Origin of the sequence: Thermoflexibacter ruber (assembly GCF_900113045.1) — a bacterium.
Taxonomy (GTDB): Bacteria; Bacteroidota; Bacteroidia; order Cytophagales; family Thermoflexibacteraceae; genus Thermoflexibacter; species Thermoflexibacter ruber.
This window is the reverse complement of sequence record NZ_FONY01000011.1, coordinates 110,205-129,781: the sequence shown is the minus strand read 5'-3', so window position 1 is coordinate 129,781 and position 19,577 is coordinate 110,205. Positions and strand designations below refer to the sequence as shown.

Here is a 19,577-nt window from a genome sequence, read left to right as displayed (position 1 = left end):
AGATAGCCTTTAATAATACTTTGATAGTAATATTTGAAACATTTCATGCCTGATATATGATAATAAATCACAATTGCCATGATTTCTGAACAAGACATTTTTTCTTGTGGTACAACTTGTCCTTGACTTAATTGATACTGTTCAAATTTTTTAGCAAAGTCATCACAAGTAATGTAAATTTCTATTAGTTTTGTTGTGTTCAATATTAAGTACATAGTATTCTTTGATTAGTGTAATTTTCAAATATACTATATTTATTAATATTGAACATTTTTTATCATAAAAAATTGACTTTTAAGCAATTACCTCAATAACTCACGTTAATTAGTAATGCGTGTAACTCGTCCCCACTTGGCAAAAAACAAGTGTGAATCTATGACTTTTGGTTTGCTATGCCAAAGGATGCGCGTCATGGCATAATTGGAGTTTGCTAAGGCAAGCGTAGAGGAGTAGATTTTGATGTATTCGTAAACGGCACCAGGGAAAAAATTATCTGCATCTATGAAGCCTATGTATTTTTTCCCAAAGTGCTTTGCCAATAGTATGCCTACTATCATTCCCTCTGCCTTTCCGTTTTTGATAACTCCTTCTTCGTCCAAAATGTTGGCATAGCTTGTTTTCTGAAAAGCATAGGCTAAGGCAGTATCTTTTTGATGTGCAATGACATAGCGTTTTTTAGCAAAGCGACAATAGTTATCTATGGCGTTACTCTCCATGCGAAAACGGTCAGTAGGTTCTCGGGTGCTATTAGACACCACAATAGGCAGGCAGGCATGAGGAATCCCACAAAGTACGCCTTCTAAAAGTTTAAGCCGTTCGTTTTTAATCGGAATGATGATAGCCATTTGGCTTTCAATCTCATAGATTTTCTCAGCAGGCACTTTTTGTACTACATGGAAAGGGCTTGAAAACTCGGTGTCTTGGCTACTGCCAGCGTCCAATTCGTAAATTTTCTGCACGCCGTAAAAAAGATTAGAGCCAAAGCGTTCTGCTTCTCTTGGTAGTTCTATTCGCATGAAATAAGAAATTTTTGGGTGTATGCTTACCTAAATTTACCAAAACTACTCATTTTTTCTTAAACAAAGACCTCACAAAAGATTAAATCTTAACAATTTTAATTTTAAATCTTTATTTTTGAGTGCAAAAAATTGACTGAAAGTTAAAGTATAGCAAATTAAAATTTATCAGAAAAGGCAATGCTGAGGGTGGGTATCGTTTTTTTATTTTTTTTCTTCCTTTCTTCTTCTATTATTGCTCAGAATGTAGTCATAGATAAAAAAGCGGAAATAGTAAATGTAGGAAGGAATATGCTTTTGTTAGAGGATAAAAGCAAGCAAGTAAGCATAGACGACCTACTTTTAGAGCCGTTCCAAGAGCAATTTGTTCCTGCTCAGTCAGATGTACCTGCGCTTGCTACTACTACCGCAGCCGTTTGGGTAAAAATCCCTGTACAGAGCCTTGTAGAAGAAAAATGCTTTCTCCAACTGACCAATCCTTCTATGGATAGCGTCGAGTTTTATGCCTTTGATATACACAACAAATTAGTCAAGCAAAAGCAGTTTTCTACGGCTAACTATCATGCTATCAAAGAAATTCAGTCTGCCTCTTTTATCTTTGAACTCCCCACTAACACTCAGCACGTTTATCTTCGCCTTTTAGATGATGAGACCCTAATGCTGGATATTAAGGTAGGGACATTGCAAGCATTATTTGATTATAATGACCAAAGGGTATGGTGGAACGCACTCTACTTTGGGATTGTGTTTGTGATGCTTGTTTACAACTTTTTCCTATTCATTAATATTCGAGATATTTCTTATCTCTATTATGTTGGGTTTAGCCTTACTTTTGCCCTTGCTTACAGTCATACGCAGGGATTTACAGCTTATCTTGTAGGTGATTATTTAGATAGTTGGATACGGCAGTATGCCACTCTTATCTCCGTCATTTCTATTGCTCTTGGCAGTATTTTCGCCATGCACTTTTTACAGCTTAGAAAATACTATCCTTGGACGGCGAAGGTCGTTTGGGGAGTAGTAATTTGGTCAGGGACCAATGCAATACTTTTTCTATTAGGTTATAGGCATCTTAGCTTTATTTCTTTGCAGTTAAGTGCGCTTTTGCCTGTTTATCTTTATTTAGCAGTAGCTTTTCTCATTTATCGCAAAGGATACAAACCTGCACTTTTTTATCTTGTTGCTTTTGTTGGGCTTGAGATAGGGCTAACCGCACACATTTTAGTAGGCAAAGGAGTAATTCCTTATTTTTCCACCATAGCAGACTATTTCCTGCACTTAGGCTCGGCTTGGGAATTGATAGTACTTTCCTTTGCTTTGGCTTATAAAATCAATTTGTTGAAAGCAGAAAAAGAAAAAGTACAAAGCGAAAACTTGCGACTTGTGCAGGAGCAGAACCAGATTTTAGAAACCAAAATTAATGAACGAGCCTCTAAGCTCAATAGCGTGATAGAGGAGTTGAACCAAATCAATGAGCAACTTAACCAGACCGTAATTGTTACTAAAATTCAGAAAGAGGAAATTAGCAACCAAGCCGAAGAACTTAAAATTGCTAACGAGAAAATGCAAGAACTGGACACTTTCAAAGAAGGACTAACAAGCATGATAGTACACGACTTGAAAAATCCACTCAATACGATTTTGGGCTTGGGAGAAAAAGAGGAAGTGATACAAGCAGGTAAGCAAATGCTCAACATGGTCTTAAATATCTTAGATGTGCAGAAGTTTGAAAAGGCACAGTTTGGGCTAAACTTGGCAGATTATCGCTTACAAAATATTGTTAGGCAAGCACTCTCAGAGGTAAAGTTATTAATAGAACGTAAATCTTTGACGGTAGAAAGCCTTATTTCGCCTTCCCTTTACGTAAAAGCTGATTTTGAGATTATGACGCGAGTATTGGTCAATATTTTAACCAATGCCATCAAGTTTTCACCTAATAATGGTAAAATTACACTCTTCTCTACCTTAAAAGAGGTTTCTCCTCCTGCCAATTTTGTTTTGCTTGCTATTGCTGACCAAGGCGAGGGCATTGCCCCTGATAAGATTCCTCATATCTTTGATAAATTTAGCCAAGTAAAAGAACGCAAATCGGGCGAGGTTCGCTCTACGGGTTTGGGGCTTACTTTTTGCAAAATGGCTGTAGAGGCACACGGCGGCATGATAGATGTCATCTCAAAACCTCACCAAGGAGCGACTTTTTGGTTTACCCTTCCGCAAGGGATTTCGGCTGTAGAAAGTGCCGAGAGTGAACTAATTGTAGAAAATGCCATAGAAATATCTCTTTCCTATACCTCTCAAACCTACCTTTTGCCCTATCTATCCGAACTTCGTAAATTTACAGTCTATGAGTACAGCGATGTAAAGAATGTTTTAGACCAAGTAAAGCCTTATAATCAGGAAATTATACTTTGGAAAAGGCATTTAGAAAATGCTCTCAGGGCTTGCAATGAAGAAAAATATAGAGAGTTGTTAATGCCCCGTTAAGTGTAAAAAGACTTCCTTCCCTAAAATCACAATAAGACTACAGAATACCAACGCCCAAAAAATAGCACTTATGAACATGGTTAAAAGAATTTTGTGCTTTTTTTCTCCAAAAGAAACGGCTATCATCGTTCCACCTATGGGAGTAAAAATCAAGGGTGTAAGCGCCGCCACCCCCCAGATTCCGTATTTTCTCCAGATTCGCACCATGCGTCTTTTTTTAGGAGTAAATAAAATACGATTTTGTTGAAATTTTAATAGCCACCAATGGCGAATTGCCCTACCCGCAAAAGTGAAAAGAACAACCGAAGCCATCATACCCCCTACTGTAAGAAGCACTGCGGGGAGAAAAGAAATATTAAAAAGAGCAGACAAAACAGGTCCAAAAATGAACTTGACCATTGTCCAAGCAAAAACAGTGAGATATTTGATTAGTTCCGTACTCATAACTTATCTTATACTAAACATAATTGTTAAGATAATCCGAAAATAGCTATGTAACAGCAAATTTTTTAGCTAATCCTCTGGATATAGGTAACAAAGCTAAGACAAGCAATGCGAACCAAATATTAGAAAAAATCACCGTTAAGGTAGCATTCAATAGGATTAATGAAATGACCCCACTCTTTACTGCTTGTCGAATGTTGGCAGGTTTAGGTTGGTCTATCGCCTTCATCAATGGGGGAAAAATAAAATACGCAAAAAGAAAAAAGAAGGGAATCACCGTATAAGGATGTCTGGAAAAATACAGCAAGCCCCCCAAAGCCCCTATCACTACGAGGTACATTCCCAAGCCTTTGAGTAGAGTATTTTTATTGCCGCCATGCACCTCTCCCCTGCTAATCAGGGTAATCGCAGAGATATATACCACAGGAATAAAAGCCAACCACCAATAGGAATACACATTATTAGAAAGAATACTCGCTCCTAACAAAAGATTGCCACCTCGGCAAAGCCCCATATTCAAAGGGGCAAACCAAACGATGTGCTTGCCTTTGTAATCATAAAATACTGCTAACAAAGCTATTGCAAGAGCTATTACACCACTTAGCCAAGAAACCTTGAAGGCAAATATTACTCCTATCAGTAATAAACCTCCTCCTAAAAATAGGGCATTTTCTTTGGGGACTTTTCCGCTTGGGATAGGTCTTTCTGGACGCTCTACCTTGTCTAAGTCTGCATCAAAGTAATCATTTAAGACGACTCCCCCTCCATAAAGCCCTATTGTAGCAATAACCAAAGCAAAAACATCGAGTAAGGCAAAAGTCATTCGGAAACTTCTCCAAAAATCATGGAGGACAGAACCTACTACGGTTGCAAAAGGAGAATAAAAACTTACGGATATCCCCGCTAAAATATCTGCAATCGCAGTAATGATATTGGCAGGACGCATGAGTTGTAGGTATGGTTTAATAGACCTTGTATCTTCTGCTTCCATACGGTTTTTAGTTTTACATCAATTTTAGGCATAAACTTACTGAGAATCTTCTAAAAACATAAATTCTTTGTAATTTTTCTACCTGTATCAACTATTTTTCGTATTATTGCCTATAAGCATCTCAAAAATATAAATTATCATAGATGCTTGTTATTTTAAAGTCAGCAGTCTGACATCGTTACCAATTTTTTGAAATATCCCTTACTCCCTTATTATGTTTGAAGAGTTTTTCAGTAAAGCCTTTTATGGTAATACTTTATTTACTTGGTTAGTTGCAGGAGCTATTATCATTGTTTCCTTGCTTTTTGGTAAGGCTATTTATTGGTTTTTCTCCAAGGTAATCAAGCGAATTACTCACAGAACAAAAAGCAAATTAGATGATATTCTGATAGATATGTTGGAAGAGCCTGTCGTACTTGCTATCGTATTGGCAGGGATTTGGTATGCAATTTCTATCTTACAAACCCCAGCAGAGGTAAATAATTGGATTCATAGGGCTTATTATATTCTTATCATTTTTAATGCCACATGGTTCACTGCTCGCCTGAGTGATGCCCTAATCCAAGAGTATGCTGTACCATGGACAAGTAGAACACGCTCTGATTTGGACGACCATATCCTACCTTTATTCAGAAAAAGTATTAGAATTACGCTTTGGATAGTCGCAGTTATTATCGCTGCGGATAATGCTGGCTACGATTTGAATACTTTGATTGCAGGTTTGGGTATAGGTGGTTTGGCATTTGCCTTAGCCGCAAAAGAAACCTTAGCCAATTTTATTGCAGGAGTTACCATTGTGGCAGACCGACCTTTCTCTGCCAATCAATGGATTTTGGTAAAAGGCTATCGAGCTAAAGTAGAGGAAGTGGGTATCAGAAGCACTCGCTTCCGAACCGATAAAGGCACTTTGGTAACTATTCCTAACTCTGACTTAGTAAATACAACCATAGAAAACTATTCAGAAGGTGCAGGCATCACTGAGGAAACCATTATTCCTATTTCTTACGAAGTAGATGAAACACAACTCGCTTTTGCCTTTGACATTTTGAGAGAAATCGTCCTTGCCAACCCCAAAGTTGCCAATGTATGTGCTATTTCGTTTGATACTATGACAGAGCATGCTCTGTTAGTAAAGTTCAGGTACTATGTCAATCCACATGAAGCACATGCCGCGGTACGTACAGAAATATTTTTAGAGATTTACAAGCAATTTAGGAAGCATAACATCAAAATCGCCAAACCGATTCGCCAAATAGAACTAAACAGCTATGCCAAAGATGAGCTATTGGCTAACTTATACCAAGATTTAAAATAAAGATTTTTCTTTTTTATCCTACCGCTCCTGCAATCGTAGCCGTCATCAAACACGCTAAACTTGCAGCAAGCAGTGCCTTCATGCCTAACTTAGAAAGATTTGCTTGTTGGTTAGGTGCCATACTGCCAATGCCACCCACTTGAATCGCAATAGAACTGAAATTGGAAAAACCACAGAGAGCATAAGTAGCAATGAGGATAGATTTTTCATTAATTAGATTAGCACTCTTTATTGCTCCTAAGTTAGCATAAGCCACAAACTCATTGATAGCTGTTTTCTGCCCCAATAAACTACCTATCTGTAAGCAGTCCTGCCAATCTACCCCTATGGCAAAAGCCACTAACCTAAATATTTGCCCTAACAAATATTCCAGAGAAAGTCCTTTGAACTGTCCATTGGTGGTATTTTTAATAATTTCGTTCAGTCCCGTCCAACTCCCTATCAAATCTTGCAAAACATAGTTCAGCATAGCTATCACTGCGATAAATGCCAACAACATTCCTCCAATATTTAGAGCTAATTTTAACCCATCTGCCGCTCCCATAGACATGGCATCTATGAGGTTTACTCCTAATTTTTCCTTGTTTACTTTTAATTCAATATCAATATTTTCTGTTTGAGGTAAAAGAATTTTTGAAATCACAATAGCAGCAGGGGCATTCATAATGGAAGCACTTAGCAAATGCGCCGCAAACTTTGCCTGCTCTTCGGGGTCGTTCCCACCAAGCATGCCTACATAAGCCCCTAATACGCTTCCTGCAATGGTCGCCATGCCGCCTGTCATTAGGCAAAGTAGCTCTGATTTGGTCATATTAGCGATAAAGGGTTTGATGAGCAAGGGGGCTTCTGTCTGTCCTAAAAAAATATTCCCTGCGGCAGAAAGGCTCTCTGCTCCTGAGAGTCGCATAGAGCGAGCCATGACCCAAGCAATGCCCATGACTATTTTTTGTAAAATTCCCAAATAATACAAACCTGCTGTAATGGTAGAAAAGAAAATCACCGTAGGAAGTGCCTGAAAAGCAAAAATATGCCCGAAGCTGTGCTTAGCATTGGCATCATTGAAACTATTGATAGCTAAATCTGAAAATAAAAATCTTGCTCCCTCTCTGGTAAAGTTAAGAAAAATAACAAAGCCGTCCCCAATTTTTTGAAACAACTCATTAACAAAAGGAACTTTGATGAGTAAAACGCCCAAACTCACTTGCAACAATACCCCCACCCCTACTAAACGCCAATCTATGGCTTTGCGATTGGCAGAAAAAAGATACGCCGTAGCTATCAAAAAAAACAATCCTATCAGTCCTCTGATGATTTCCATGAGCCAAAATATTGTTAAAATGAAAATTGCCGTAAATTAGCAAAGAATTTGATTGAGAAAGGAATGAGAGGAAAATTTTTATCATTTCATTTTGCAATTACTGACAGTTTTAACTTTATAGACAATTACATACAAGATTTATGTTTTTGCAAACTGTTCTATGTTTTTTGACAATTTTATTATTTTCAGCTTTCTAAATTGCCTTTCCTGTAAAATATCTAAAGAAACCAATAACATCATGTCGATTTTAAAAGCTAATTCATACAGAAACTTTGTGCTTACCATGCTGACGATTGTCTATATTTTCAATTTTATAGATAGGCAATTGCTTGTTATTCTGCAAGAATCTATTAAAAAAGATTTGAATTTGAGTGATACACAGCTTGGACTGTTATCGGGGTTTACCTTTGCTATATTTTATGCTACTTTGGGGATTCCTATTGCACGATTGGCAGATAAAGGGAATAGGAAAAACATTGTATCTATCTCCTTGGCATTGTGGAGCATAATGACAGTACTTTCAGGCTTAGTTATCAATTTTTTTCAATTGGTATTAGCACGAATTGGAGTAGGCATAGGGGAAGCTGGCGGAAGCCCTCCTGCTCATGCGATTATCTCAGACTATTTCCCTCCTGAAAAAAGATCGACAGCTCTTTCTATTTACTCCGCAGGTATTTATTTTGGAATCATGATTGGCTTTCTGATGGGCGGTTATTTGAATCAAGAATTGGGCTGGAGGGTGGCATTCTTTGTAGTAGGCTTGCCGGGAGTAGTTTTCTCCTTATTGGTTTATTTTTTAGTAAAAGAACCAATGAGAGGAGCTACAGATGCAAATACGTCTTTGATAACAAAAAGCCCATCTTTGTTAGCTGTAGCAAGGTATTTGTTTCGTACCAAAACCTTTCCCTTCTTAGGATTCGCTGCAAGTTTACATGTATTTTGCATCTATGGAATTGCGAATTGGGCACCTTCATTTTTTACAAGATTGCATAGTATGCCTACGGATAAAATTGGTTTGATATTAGGTATATTTTTTGGAATAGGCGGGGCTATAGGCTCTTATGTTGGTGGGTATTTTACAGACTACTTGGGCAAATCCAATAAACAGTGGTATTTAAAACTGCCAGCTTATACTACCCTACTATCCAGTATTTTTGCAGTTGGTGGTTTACTGTTCCAAACTACTACTTTGTCGGTGATTTGCTTAGGAATTTGTGTACTGTTCCAAAGTATGTATTTAGGTCCCTCAATCTCCATTGCTCACTTTTTAGTCCCAGCCTCTATGCGATCACTTACCTCAGCTATCTTATTCTTTTTACTCAATCTTATCGGGCTGGGGTTTGGACCCTTAATGGTAGGTTGGATGAGTGATTGGTTAGCCCCCTCTTTGCAAAATGAATCATTAAGATGGGCGATGTCTATAGCCATGTTAGTAGGTGTGGTAGCAAGTGTTTTATTTTTTATTGCATCAAAAAAGTTAGAAGAAGATATTGGGAAGTAAATATACTAATTAGAGTGTGCAGTATTCAATAATGAGTTAAGCACGCTGAGGTATATTTTAATTCAAAATACATAATTGCTTAATATATTTGAAAAACTAAAAAAATAAACCCATGATGCGCTATAATAGATTAGTACAGTTGTTTCTCGTTTTATTTATCTTGCTTTCAGAAATTGCTTATTCTCAAACTTTAAAAAATACTGCTCCAGAAGAAGCAGGACTTTCTTCTCAAAGACTGGCTCGACTCGAGAATGCCATGTCTGATTGGGTAAAAAACAATTGGATAAATGGTGCTTTGGTGCTGATAGCCCGAAATGGAAAGATTGCATTTCATAAAGCTGAAGGATACAATGACTTGGAAACAAAAGCCCCATTAGATAAAAACGGAATCTTTCGTATCGCCTCACAAACCAAAGCGATTACTACAGTAGCCGCTATGATGCTTTGGGAAGAAGGAAAGTTTTCATTGGAAGATTCAGTAGCTAAATTTATTCCTACCTTTAGCAATCAAAAAGTAATTGCTACTTATAATCCAGCCGATACAAGCTATACTACTGTACCTGCAAAACGACCTATTACCATACGGGACTTGCTCACCCATACTTCTGGCTTAGGCTATGCTGGCATAGGAACCCCGATGGAAAATGCGATTTATGCTAAAAATTGGATTTCAGGTGGGCTGGGTGTAAATAATCAAAAAATAGGAGAGGTGATGAGTAATTTAGGGAAACTTCCCCTATTTTTCCAACCTGGGGAAAAGTGGAAATACAGCTTAGGGACTGATGTATTGGGCTATCTCATTGAGATATGGTCAGGTATGACTTTAGAAGAATTTTTCAACAAAAGAATTTTCGAGCCTCTTGGCATGAAAGATACCTACTTCAATATTCCTCCTGATAAGGCATCAAGGTTGGTCAATTTCTTTCAAGCTGACCAAAAAGGAGTCATAAAAAAGCAAGCCAAAACCTTTGGAGGTACGCTGGATATGAACTACCCACTCAATAAAACCACTTATTTTTCGGGGGGCGGAGGTTTAAGTTCTACTATTTATGATTACGCTATTTTTCTTCAGATGTTATTGAACAATGGTCAATACAATGGGGTAAGACTTTTAGCTCGTAATACTGTCCGCATGATGACTATGAACCAGATTGGAGATTTATTTATAGATTCTGCTACCAGACCTGAAAACAAATTTGGTTTTGGCTTTTCTCTTATTACAGAAAGTGGAAGCAGATTAGCACCAAATCAAGCAGGAACTTACAGTTGGGGGGGCGCATTTTCAACTACTTATTGGGTCGACCCTAAGGAAAACATGGTGGTCATATTATACCGTCAAATATGGAGTCCTGGGGTAGCTGAAGTAGATAAGGTTTTTAAGACATTGGTTTATCAAGCTATTAATGATTAGATTTATCCTTAACAGCTAAGCATATCAACTTTTTCAAGCGTTCTTTTAGTTCCTTAGGAATGACCGCTTTGTAGTAAATCATAAGAAATAATCATGAAAGTCCCGTTAGGGACATAACTAATTGATTATAAAATTCATGTATCGTCCTTAACGGGACTTTGATAAACCTGTTTGACTACTATTCACTACAAAGCCGCCGTACCTACGGCACTGAATAAAAAACGTTTTAATTTGTTGAATTACTTATCAAGCTCTTAATCTCATTCAATTTCAGCAGTGCTTCCACAGGCGAAATGGTATTGATGTCCAATTTTTTCAGCATCTCTTTCACTACATTGTAGTTGGGGTCTTTTGCTTCAAAGAGGTTGAATTGAAAAGTGTTCTTAGGTAACTCCCTGATTTTGAGCTTATTTTTATCTTTCATTTTTTCTTCTTCCAAGCCTTCTAAAACCTCACTGGCTCGGATAACTACCTGATTGGGCATTCCTGCCATTTGCGCTACGTGAATCCCAAAACTGTGTTCACTTCCACCTTCTTTGAGTTTGCGGAGGAAAATGACCTTGTTGCCAACTTCTTTGACCGCTACGTTGAAGTTTTTGACTCTGGGTAGGTCATTTGCCAACTCGTTGAGTTCGTGGTAGTGAGTAGCAAACAATGTTTTTACTCTATACTTAGGGTGGTTGTGTAGGTATTCTACAATAGACCAAGCAATAGAAATACCGTCATAAGTGCTTGTCCCTCTGCCTATCTCGTCCATCAGCACCAGACTTTTTTCACTCAAATTATTGAGAATACTTGCGGTTTCTGTCATCTCTACCATGAAGGTCGATTCGCCACGAGCCAAGTTGTCCGAAGCCCCTACACGCGTGAAAACCTTGTCGACCATACCTATCTCCGCACTTTCCGCAGGAACAAAACTGCCCATTTGTGCCATGAGGACGATTAAAGCGGTTTGGCGAAGCAAGGCAGATTTTCCCGCCATATTGGGTCCCGTAATCACCAAAATTTGCTGGCTTTCGTCATCTAAAAATATATCGTTGGGTACGTAAGCCTCGCCCAGAGGCAGTTGGGTTTCTATGACTGCATGACGACCATTTTTGATATTCAACACGTTGGAGTCAGTCATTTGTGGCTGTGTATATTTTTGATGCACAGCGACTTCTGCAAAGGAAAGTAAGCAGTCGAGCATTGCCAAGATGCGAGCATTATCTTGGACATAACTGACGTATTCTGTGGCAGTTTGCACCAATTTCAAGTACAAATTCTGCTCTATGGAATTGATTTTTTCCTCTGCGGTCAAGATTTTTTCCTCGTATTCTTTCAGTTCAGGCGTGATGTAACGCTCTGCGCTGGTGAGGGTTTGCTTGCGAATCCAGTCGTTGGGAACTTTGTCTTTGTGGGTATTTCGCACTTCCAAATAATAGCCAAAAACGTTGTTGTAAGAGATTCTCAACGAGCTGATGCCTGTTCTGTTTGCCTCTTTTGCCTCGAGTTTTGCCAAATAATCCTTGCCAGAGAAGGCAATTTTTCGCAATTCGTCCAATTCTTGGTAGATTCCATCTCTGATGATGTTGCCTTGATTGCTGACCATCGGGGCATCATCTTTGAGTTCTGCCTCAATTTTTTCCAATAAAAATTCACAAGGGTTAATCTTATCCGCCCACTTTTTTAGTAGTTGCTGACTTTGGGTCTTGCTATTGGCTAACAAATTTTTAATTGGTAAAATGCTTTTTAATGCCCTTTTGAGTTGGAGCATTTCTCTTGGATTAATCCTACCTACGGAAACTTTGGAAATTAAGCGTTCCAAATCGCCAATTGGTCTTAAATACTTTAATAAATTTTCTCTATCTTCTTCGTTTTCAACAAAAAAATGCACAATTTGGTGGCGTTCTTCTACTTCATTTTTATCTTTCAAAGGCATCACTACCCACTTTCTCATCAGCCTTGCACCCATGGGCGTAACGGTTTTATCCAAAATATCTATTAAGGGTACGCCTCCTTCCTGCTGTGGGAAAATGAGTTCTAAATTGCGAATGGTAAACCTGTCTAACCACACATAGCGCTCTTCGGCAATACGAGCAATGGCAGAAATGTGGCGAATTTCCTTGTGCTCGGTCAGTTCCAAATAGTACAGAATTGCACCCGCCGCCGTAATGCCTTCCTTCAAGTTTTCTATGCCAAAACCCTTCAAAGAGTTAGTTTCAAAATGCCTTGTGAGTTTTTCATACCCATAATCAAATTGGTACACCCAATCATCAAGAGAGTAAGTATTGTATTTGTCTGCAAATTTTTCTTCAAAATCTGCCTTGTATTTTTTGTTAAAAATGATTTCGGAAGGTTGGAAACTTTGCAGCAATTTTTCTATATAGTTCTGCTCCCCTTGTGCAGTTAAAAACTCCCCTGTGGAAACATCTAAAAATGCCACCCCCATTTGATTACTACCGAAGTGTAAGGAAGCCAAATAGTTATTTTTTTTGCCTTCCAACACATTGTCATTGAAAGAAACTCCCGGCGTAACGAGTTCAGTAACACCACGTTTGACGATTCCTTTGGCAAACTTAGGGTCTTCCAACTGGTCGCAAATGGCTACTCTTTCGCCTGCTCTGACTAACTTGGGCAGGTAGTTGTCTAAGGCGTGGTGAGGGAAACCTGCTAACTCTACAAAAGCCGCTGCGCCATTGGCTCGCTTGGTCAGCACTATGTCCAAGATTTTGCTTGCTTTGATGGCATCTTCGCCAAAGGTTTCGTAAAAATCGCCCACTCTAAAAAGCAAAATTGCTCCAGGGTATTTTGCTTTAAATGCGTTGTACTGCTTCATCAAGGGCGTTTCTTTGTCAGGAGTCATGTTAGTAGCTACTAATGGGTAATGAATAATTACTAATTTTTGAGAGGACAAACTTAGTAAATCATTGTTTCATTATTAAATTAAAAGTACATCACTATTTCTTTGAGTCTTTCATCAAGTACGTTCAAACTAATAATTTCACAATTTGGATTTTTAATTTGAAAGTCATTTAATAGCATTTCTTTTTGCTGGTCTTCGGTAGGTTTCTCAACAACCAAAGCAAACTTATTTTTTTCATTTGCTTGGCTCTCTAATTCTTTTATTATTTTCCCATATAAATTAAGGGCTTCTTTTATCGTCCTCATTGAGTTTTGAAAATCAATGCTTTGCATAATAAAACTTTCTTCCTTATTTACAAGAATTTTTAGAGTAACTTTATATAATTTTTTTAAAGAAGGGACTTGAAAAATATAAGGACTAACTATTTTTTCTGAAAACTTTTTGATGTTATTTATCTTTTGGTTTACAACTTTATGAAAGTTTATTCTTTCACCCAAAAATTTGAAAGCAAAGTCGCTAAACTTTTGTGACGATAAATGTAAGGGCTTTGCCTCCCCAAATTGGACTACACCATTGCTATAGTTATGTAAATATTCTAAATATTGATGCGTAAATAAGTGCTTTTGGCTCTCTATTTTTTCTAAAAGCATTCTTACAGTTTGCCGTATTACTAAGACACTGCTGGCATTGCCTATTTGAGCCGTTGCTTTGATTTTACTCTCCGCAATTCTTAAGAAAATTTGCTCTGATGAAAAAAACAAGATGCCACCTACTAACTTTTCAGCACTGTAAGAATTAGTCTGAAAATAAATGGGAATATAATAATTGTTCTTCATAGTTTCAAGGCATTTTTTATGATGATTTCTATGCTATCCAAACGCTGATGTGAACCTAAAAATTCTTCTATATGTGCAGACAGCTGTGGGAAAACATACCACTCGGCAGGTAGAACGATTTGTAAGGAAACAAGAATTTCGTGTAAATTAATCTTTTTACACTCTTGAATAAAATTTTGTATTGTATCTTGAATTTCTTTTTTATCCAAAAATCTTACTATGGAACTAAATAAAGGAGAATTTGGCAGTTTATTGATAATAGAAATTGGTAAATCTTTGGAAAATATTCCAATACTTTGCTCTCCGCCAAAAGTAAAAGCATGGTCAAAAGCAAAAATTTGTTGCTTGCTCAGAAAAGGGGCAAACAAAAGGTTATAGTTATACCCTCCAATTTTTAATGCTTTCCCTCTATCATTGTTGTCCACCCATAAGTCAAAAATAGCTATCTTAATTAAATCGAGTGGGTTTATAATTTTATGGAAATCTTGTTCTTTTTCTATTACTTCAAAATCTGTAATCAAATGACTATTAGGTATTTCTTTTGAGCCAAAGGCAATAATATTAGGTTTGGCATATCGCTTATTGGCTTTCAAACTCTCAGGGCTAAAACTTCCTTCGCTAATATAAACAAGGGCTGTCAGAGGAGTAGGAACACGGAGAGTTTGAAGTAACTTAGAACAAAGTATTTCATAAAAAAGAAAAACTAATTCATTCTTATTGAAACTTTTACCACTCCTGTACTTCACATAATAAATATCTCCATCAGAACAAATAAACTTCATAGGGCTGTGTCCATCTGTTCTCATTTCCTCTATGAGCGTAACGGTTTCTACTTTAGGAATCATGTTTTCATCACTTTTTCTAACTCACAAACTTAGTAAATTTCCTTGTTTTGTGGAGAGTATATATTTAGAAAAGAATAACTTATACAACAATTTCGTAGGTGATGATTCCAATTGTATGATGTGATGGTATTTTATCTACTGTTATCAATTTGATGAGAAAAGTGTTTTTTTGAATAAAAATCTGTGTTTATCAGCCAAATCCGTATTATCAGTGTTCTATTTTGGAACACTGATGACACAGATTGTACCGATGAGAACGGATTTTTTTAAACACATAAAATTATCATACATTTGAAAGCACCACCATTTCGTATTAGGTAAAAGATAGAACTATCTTGGATTTTAGTAGAGGAAAAATCTCAAATTTTTTTTCTATTCCCTCAGAGTTGCTATTTTTGAGCAAAGTAAAAAAAGATTAATTATCCTGACATAAAAAGTCATACTTGTCCACTGTATGTATTCTTTTTATTTTATACTTTAAAAAACAAAGATGAAAAAACAAACAAATCCTATTGGGAGGTATCGTTGGGTTATTGTTGCCTTGCTTTTCTCTGCTACCACTATCAACTACATTGACCGCCAAGTCTTAGGCTTTCTTAAGCCCGAGTTAGAAAAAACCTTTAACTGGTCAGAATCAGACTATAGCAATGTTGTCATGGCGTTCTCGGGTGCCTATGCTATAGGTCTGCTCTTATTTGGGAGATTTATTGATGTGATAGGAACGAAATTGGGCTATATTATTTCTATTGTAGTGTGGAGCGTTGCGGCTATGTTTCATGCCGCCGCCCGAAGTACCTTAGGCTTTGGTATAGCAAGAGCGGCATTAGGACTGGGCGAGGCAGGCAATTTCCCTGCCGCCATCAAAGCTGTCGCAGAGTGGTTTCCTAAAAAAGAAAGAGCCTTAGCCACAGGTATTTTTAACTCAGGAACAAATATAGGAGCAGTCATAGCCCCTATTTTAGTGCCTTGGATAGTAGGCATTTATGGATGGGAAGAGGCTTTTATCATCACAGGGGCTATTGGATTCGTTTGGCTAATTTTTTGGTGGATTTACTACGACATTCCTACTAAGCAAAAGAGGCTTTCAAAGGCTGAGTATGAGTACATACATAGCGATAATGAGCCTGCTAATGAAGTAAGTAAAGATAAACCAGTGAGTTGGCTCAGGCTTTTCCAAATTCGACAAACTTGGGCTTTCGTTTTCGGCAAGCTATTGACAGACCCTGTGTGGTGGTTTTTCCTTTTCTGGCTACCTTCTTACTTTGCGACTACTTTCCAGATTGATTTCAAAAAGCCCAACATTCATTTGGCTATTGTCTATACTGCTACAACGATTGGGAGCATAGGCGGCGGGTATTTGTCCTCTTACTTGATTAGTAAAGGCTGGGTAGTGTATAGAGCGAGAAAAACAGCTATGCTTATTTTTGCCTTTTGTGTAGTTCCAATCGTTACCGCTCAGTTTGCCAGCAATGTATGGCTGGTAGTAGCGTTGATTAGCTTAGCCGCAGCAGCACATCAGGCTTGGAGTGCCAATATTTTCACTACGGCATCTGACATGTTTCCAAAAAAAGCTGTAAGTTCGGTGGTAGGCATTGGGGGAATGGCAGGTTCAGTAGGCGGCATTCTGTTTCCTCTCTTTGTGGGGAAACTATTAGATAGCTACAAAGCAGCAGGGGACATTACGGCAGGCTACAATATACTATTTACGATATGTGGCTTGGCATACCTATTGGCATGGGTAGTTATGCACTTTTTTGCCCCCAAAATGGAGCAGGTGAAACTGTAATATTTGCTACGTACTTACTTTTTATTTAGTAAGGTAAAAGCAAATAAATTTGTATATTTTTGATTTATTACTAATTTTACCCTGAATAATTATTAGAAAACTTACTTTTGTAAAATTTAATCTGTTTTACCTACAAAATCTATTTTCTCTATAACTTGATTGAATTAATAAAAAAATTAACAACTTTGTTATTCAAAACCTTAACGCTTTGCAATGAAACGCATTATCATTTTATTGGTATTCATTAGCTTAGTCATTATTGCCTTTTCTCAGTATTTGAAATACAAGAAATTCAATATTCCTAATGATTACGACTACAAGGTAGCTGAGGACATAGATGCGAACTACCACGATGTCAGCCTATTATCTGATTACTACACTACCGCTTATCAAATAGGAAGTTTGGCAAGAGAAATGTGGTTCAATCATGGCATAGATGTTAAATTAGTCGACAAGAGCGACCCTCAAAGCGTAAGCGCGACCTTAGCTTACAATCAACTTTTGGCTAAGGTCAAGTTTTTGGAAGGTAAACTCAGAGAATCCAAACGTCTCAAAGACTTAGGTTATAATAACTTGGATATTAAATACATGGAGGAGAATGGAGTTTCTGAGAAAAATTTTCTACTTTATCAACTGTTCGGAGGAAAGCCATTAAAAAATGGAGAAAAGTCCGAAGCAGTTTGGGAGTTACAAAGTCTTTTGGTCAAAGCAGGATATGAAATTCCCGTAGATGGCTTTTTTTCTGATAAAACCGAAGGAGCTATCAAAGAATTTCAAAAAAGTCAGAAAATATATCCCTCAGGGATAGCTGATACAAAAACCCTTAAACTTTTAATCAAATAATCTACCATGTAGGAATAGCGAATGAGAAGCAATCACAAAATTTAGAATACGCCTAATATGGTAAATTTGCGTTTTCATTCCAGATTAAACAATTCTTAATTTTAAAAATATGGAAAACTACGACAGCTACACAAATTCACGCATTGATGCAGTCAAAGACCTTATCTTTGGGCAAAACCTTAGAGAGTATGAGGAGAAAATACAGGCGATTTACGCTAAAATGGGACAGCAGAACAGTCAAATCCAAAGTGAAATGAATAGCCTTCGCTCCCAATTATTGGAAAATATTGCCAATATGGAAAGCCGTATGTTAGCACAAATAGAGGAAGTCCGCCGTGCTACCGAAGCAGAGCTGAATCGCCAGAACGAAGCCCATATAAGCAAAGAAAATTTAAGTAGTATCCTTAGCCAAATAGCCAGAAATATCTAATTTTCAAATAGTTAAAAAATTATGGAGGAAATAAATGACCCAATCCAAGAGGAAGAAGTATCCAAAGTAGAATTGGTCAGAGAACTCATCGTTGGGAAAGACCGCAAGGAGATAGATGCCCAAATTACAGGCATGAAAGAATTATTTACTTCTATGCTTATTGAGAACAAAAAAGAGTATGACAGACAAGTCAATGACATGAAACAACTGTTTGTCAATATTTTAGAAGAGAATCGTAATACATTTAAACAGCAATTGGAAGAAATACAGCGTGCCTTGCCTCAGATGATACAAAAAACAATTAACAAGCAAGCACAAGAGGAGTTCATCTTAGTTGCCAGCGAAAGTGAACGCAAAGAGCAAATTCGCATGAGCAAAATCGATGCCGTCAAAGAAATCATCTTAGGCTACGATATGGAAGTGATGAATGAAAAGGCTCACAAAGTAAATCAGCAATTAGATGCTGACTATGAAGCACATATAAATCATCTCCACGAAATAGGTCAAGATGTAACCAATGAACTAAAAGCTACTATAGACCGACTAAACAACGTATTGGCGAGGCTTAGTGAGGAAATTTCAAAAGCATTGGCTAAAAATGACCATCACCAAGCACACAGAAAAATATTTAGCAGTTTCTTGGACGAAGTAAGCGAAAAAATTAAAGTTTGATAAGAAAAGCAGGTGGAAGACAAAATACTTCAAAAACTAAAAGATATTTTATTAGAAGAAGAAGTCAAAAGACGCGCACTTTTGGAAAGGGAAGTCTTGTCTTTAAAAGAGGAGATTTCACCTGAGCATATCAATTCCCACTTAGAACCTATTGTCGATAACAAAGTCAATGAAATAAAAAATAACATGACAGCTCTCTCTGGAGAGGCACTTGGCGAAGCTATCAGAACACAAATACGCAACAACAGAGATGATATTATAGATGCGCTATATCCCATTATGGGTAGTCTGATTAGTAAATATATCCAAGTAGAGTTAGAAAGATTATCGGAAAATATTAATAAACAGATAGACGATACTTTCTCTTGGAAAGCTATCAAACGAGAGTTTTTAGCCCTTTTTGGCATCAAAGAAAAAGACCAACTGATGAAAGATGCACTTGCCCCTGTCATTGAGGAAGGGTACGTCATTTACCAAAACTCAGGTTTGCTCATCGGACACTATACCCGCAAAGATACAGTCGACCAAGATATGATTGCAGGTATGCTCACAGCTATCAAGTCCTTTGTAGAAGATGCTTTCCAACAAAAAGGAGGGAATTTGGATATGATAGAGTACGGTACTTTTAAGATTATCATACAAAACAGCTACCGCTACTACATCGTTGCCGTAGTGAGTGGTGTAGTAGATACTAACTACAAACTCAACTTACTCAAATATTTAAATCTCTTTGCTGAACGGCACTTAGCCAAACTCAAAGAAGAAAACTTAAGCGAAGGAGCAGTTTCAGAACTACTTGGCAAGCATTTGTTAGAATTTGACCCAGAGTATATATTCTAA

The 19,577-nt window shown here is 37.4% G+C and carries 16 protein-coding genes and 1 pseudogene; 9 read left to right on the top strand and 8 right to left on the bottom strand.

All coding sequences use genetic code 11. From position 1 onward, the window contains the following. Together BM141_RS22865 and BM141_RS07990 are read right to left on the bottom strand one after the other, a co-directional pair. Positions 1 to 215, bottom strand: a pseudogene (locus BM141_RS22865) (IS982 family transposase); the annotation flags it as partial. A 105-nt stretch (positions 216 to 320) separates the two neighbouring features. Beyond that, on the bottom strand, positions 321 to 1,016 hold the full coding sequence (locus tag BM141_RS07990; protein WP_091543581.1) for a mannosyl-3-phosphoglycerate synthase: 696 nt from the start codon (positions 1,014 to 1,016) through the stop codon (positions 321 to 323). Between the two features lie 180 nt (positions 1,017 to 1,196). Here BM141_RS07990 and BM141_RS07985 point away from each other — a divergent pair, with 180 nt between their 5' ends. Then, positions 1,197 to 3,500, top strand: a complete 2,304-nt coding sequence (locus tag BM141_RS07985) for a sensor histidine kinase (protein WP_091543579.1) — start codon at positions 1,197 to 1,199, stop codon at positions 3,498 to 3,500. On the opposite strand, the gene BM141_RS07980 is transcribed toward BM141_RS07985, so the two are convergent. Further along, on the bottom strand, positions 3,486 to 3,944 hold the full coding sequence (locus BM141_RS07980; protein WP_091543576.1) for a hypothetical protein: 459 nt from the start codon (positions 3,942 to 3,944) through the stop codon (positions 3,486 to 3,488). The genes BM141_RS07985 and BM141_RS07980 overlap by 15 nt on opposite strands. Before the next feature lie 46 nt (positions 3,945 to 3,990). Beyond that, the gene (eboC, locus tag BM141_RS07975) at positions 3,991 to 4,935 is read right to left on the bottom strand and encodes a UbiA-like protein EboC (RefSeq protein ID WP_091543573.1); all 945 of its coding nucleotides are present in this window, start codon (positions 4,933 to 4,935) and stop codon (positions 3,991 to 3,993) included. Between the two features lie 214 nt (positions 4,936 to 5,149). On the opposite strand from eboC, the gene BM141_RS07970 reads away from it, so the two are divergent. After that, entirely contained in the window at positions 5,150 to 6,250 is a 1,101-nt protein-coding gene (locus BM141_RS07970) for a mechanosensitive ion channel family protein (protein ID WP_091543572.1), read from the top strand. A gap of 13 nt (positions 6,251 to 6,263) precedes the next feature. On the opposite strand, the gene BM141_RS07965 is transcribed toward BM141_RS07970, so the two are convergent. Next, positions 6,264 to 7,568 carry a NupC/NupG family nucleoside CNT transporter gene (locus BM141_RS07965; RefSeq protein ID WP_091543570.1) on the bottom strand — a complete coding sequence of 435 codons (1,305 nt, stop codon included), beginning with the start codon at positions 7,566 to 7,568 and terminating at the stop codon, positions 6,264 to 6,266. 238 nt (positions 7,569 to 7,806) lie between these two features. Here BM141_RS07965 and BM141_RS07960 point away from each other — a divergent pair, with 238 nt between their 5' ends. Then, positions 7,807 to 9,069 carry a spinster family MFS transporter gene (locus tag BM141_RS07960; RefSeq protein WP_091543604.1) on the top strand — a complete coding sequence of 421 codons (1,263 nt, stop codon included), beginning with the start codon at positions 7,807 to 7,809 and terminating at the stop codon, positions 9,067 to 9,069. Positions 9,070 to 9,181: 112 nt separating this feature from the next. Then, complete coding sequence (locus BM141_RS07955) at positions 9,182 to 10,480, top strand: serine hydrolase domain-containing protein (RefSeq protein ID WP_221407645.1); 1,299 nt, start codon at positions 9,182 to 9,184, stop codon at positions 10,478 to 10,480. 226 nt (positions 10,481 to 10,706) lie between these two features. Here BM141_RS07955 and mutS read toward each other — a convergent pair whose 3' ends face one another. The 3 genes from mutS to BM141_RS07940 all read right to left on the bottom strand — a co-directional run bounded on the left by mutS (position 10,707) and on the right by BM141_RS07940 (position 15,006). Further along, positions 10,707 to 13,325, bottom strand: coding sequence for a DNA mismatch repair protein MutS (gene mutS, locus BM141_RS07950; RefSeq protein WP_091543599.1), 2,619 nt, complete (start codon positions 13,323 to 13,325; stop codon positions 10,707 to 10,709). Between the two features lie 80 nt (positions 13,326 to 13,405). Further along, on the bottom strand, positions 13,406 to 13,975 hold the full coding sequence (locus BM141_RS07945; RefSeq protein WP_143090849.1) for a hypothetical protein: 570 nt from the start codon (positions 13,973 to 13,975) through the stop codon (positions 13,406 to 13,408). A 182-nt stretch (positions 13,976 to 14,157) separates the two neighbouring features. Continuing rightward, positions 14,158 to 15,006, bottom strand: a complete 849-nt coding sequence (locus tag BM141_RS07940; RefSeq protein WP_091543564.1) for a HipA family kinase — start codon at positions 15,004 to 15,006, stop codon at positions 14,158 to 14,160. A gap of 490 nt (positions 15,007 to 15,496) precedes the next feature. On the opposite strand from BM141_RS07940, the gene BM141_RS07935 reads away from it, so the two are divergent. From BM141_RS07935 to BM141_RS07915, 5 genes are all read left to right on the top strand, one after another. Next, on the top strand, positions 15,497 to 16,792 hold the full coding sequence (locus BM141_RS07935; protein WP_091543561.1) for an MFS transporter: 1,296 nt from the start codon (positions 15,497 to 15,499) through the stop codon (positions 16,790 to 16,792). Between the two features lie 213 nt (positions 16,793 to 17,005). Continuing rightward, the gene (locus BM141_RS07930; RefSeq protein WP_091543557.1) at positions 17,006 to 17,635 is read left to right on the top strand and encodes a peptidoglycan-binding domain-containing protein; all 630 of its coding nucleotides are present in this window, start codon (positions 17,006 to 17,008) and stop codon (positions 17,633 to 17,635) included. Between the two features lie 109 nt (positions 17,636 to 17,744). Beyond that, complete coding sequence (locus tag BM141_RS07925; RefSeq protein ID WP_091543554.1) at positions 17,745 to 18,065, top strand: hypothetical protein; 321 nt, start codon at positions 17,745 to 17,747, stop codon at positions 18,063 to 18,065. A gap of 21 nt (positions 18,066 to 18,086) precedes the next feature. After that, positions 18,087 to 18,737, top strand: a complete 651-nt coding sequence (locus BM141_RS07920; protein WP_091543550.1) for a hypothetical protein — start codon at positions 18,087 to 18,089, stop codon at positions 18,735 to 18,737. Between the two features lie 12 nt (positions 18,738 to 18,749). Continuing rightward, positions 18,750 to 19,577, top strand: a complete 828-nt coding sequence (locus BM141_RS07915; RefSeq protein ID WP_091543547.1) for a hypothetical protein — start codon at positions 18,750 to 18,752, stop codon at positions 19,575 to 19,577.

What these genes read in the sequence shown, in the direction of transcription:
- BM141_RS07980 (WP_091543576.1), bottom strand. Translation starts at nt 3,944, where the DNA reads ATGAGTACGGAACTAATCAAATATCTCACTGTTTTTGCTTGGACAATG.
- BM141_RS07985 (WP_091543579.1), top strand. Translation starts at nt 1,197, where the DNA reads ATGCTGAGGGTGGGTATCGTTTTTTTATTTTTTTTCTTCCTTTCTTCT.
- BM141_RS07930 (WP_091543557.1), top strand. Translation starts at nt 17,006, where the DNA reads ATGAAACGCATTATCATTTTATTGGTATTCATTAGCTTAGTCATTATT.
- BM141_RS07920 (WP_091543550.1), top strand. Translation starts at nt 18,087, where the DNA reads ATGGAGGAAATAAATGACCCAATCCAAGAGGAAGAAGTATCCAAAGTA.
- BM141_RS07940 (WP_091543564.1), bottom strand. Translation starts at nt 15,006, where the DNA reads ATGATTCCTAAAGTAGAAACCGTTACGCTCATAGAGGAAATGAGAACA.
- BM141_RS07925 (WP_091543554.1), top strand. Translation starts at nt 17,745, where the DNA reads ATGGAAAACTACGACAGCTACACAAATTCACGCATTGATGCAGTCAAA.
- BM141_RS07990 (WP_091543581.1), bottom strand. Translation starts at nt 1,016, where the DNA reads ATGCGAATAGAACTACCAAGAGAAGCAGAACGCTTTGGCTCTAATCTT.
- BM141_RS07955 (WP_221407645.1), top strand. Translation starts at nt 9,182, where the DNA reads ATGATGCGCTATAATAGATTAGTACAGTTGTTTCTCGTTTTATTTATC.
- BM141_RS07970 (WP_091543572.1), top strand. Translation starts at nt 5,150, where the DNA reads ATGTTTGAAGAGTTTTTCAGTAAAGCCTTTTATGGTAATACTTTATTT.
- BM141_RS07945 (WP_143090849.1), bottom strand. Translation starts at nt 13,975, where the DNA reads ATGCTTTTAGAAAAAATAGAGAGCCAAAAGCACTTATTTACGCATCAA.
- BM141_RS07960 (WP_091543604.1), top strand. Translation starts at nt 7,807, where the DNA reads ATGTCGATTTTAAAAGCTAATTCATACAGAAACTTTGTGCTTACCATG.
- mutS (WP_091543599.1), bottom strand. Translation starts at nt 13,325, where the DNA reads ATGACTCCTGACAAAGAAACGCCCTTGATGAAGCAGTACAACGCATTT.
- BM141_RS07965 (WP_091543570.1), bottom strand. Translation starts at nt 7,568, where the DNA reads ATGGAAATCATCAGAGGACTGATAGGATTGTTTTTTTTGATAGCTACG.
- BM141_RS07935 (WP_091543561.1), top strand. Translation starts at nt 15,497, where the DNA reads ATGAAAAAACAAACAAATCCTATTGGGAGGTATCGTTGGGTTATTGTT.
- eboC (WP_091543573.1), bottom strand. Translation starts at nt 4,935, where the DNA reads ATGGAAGCAGAAGATACAAGGTCTATTAAACCATACCTACAACTCATG.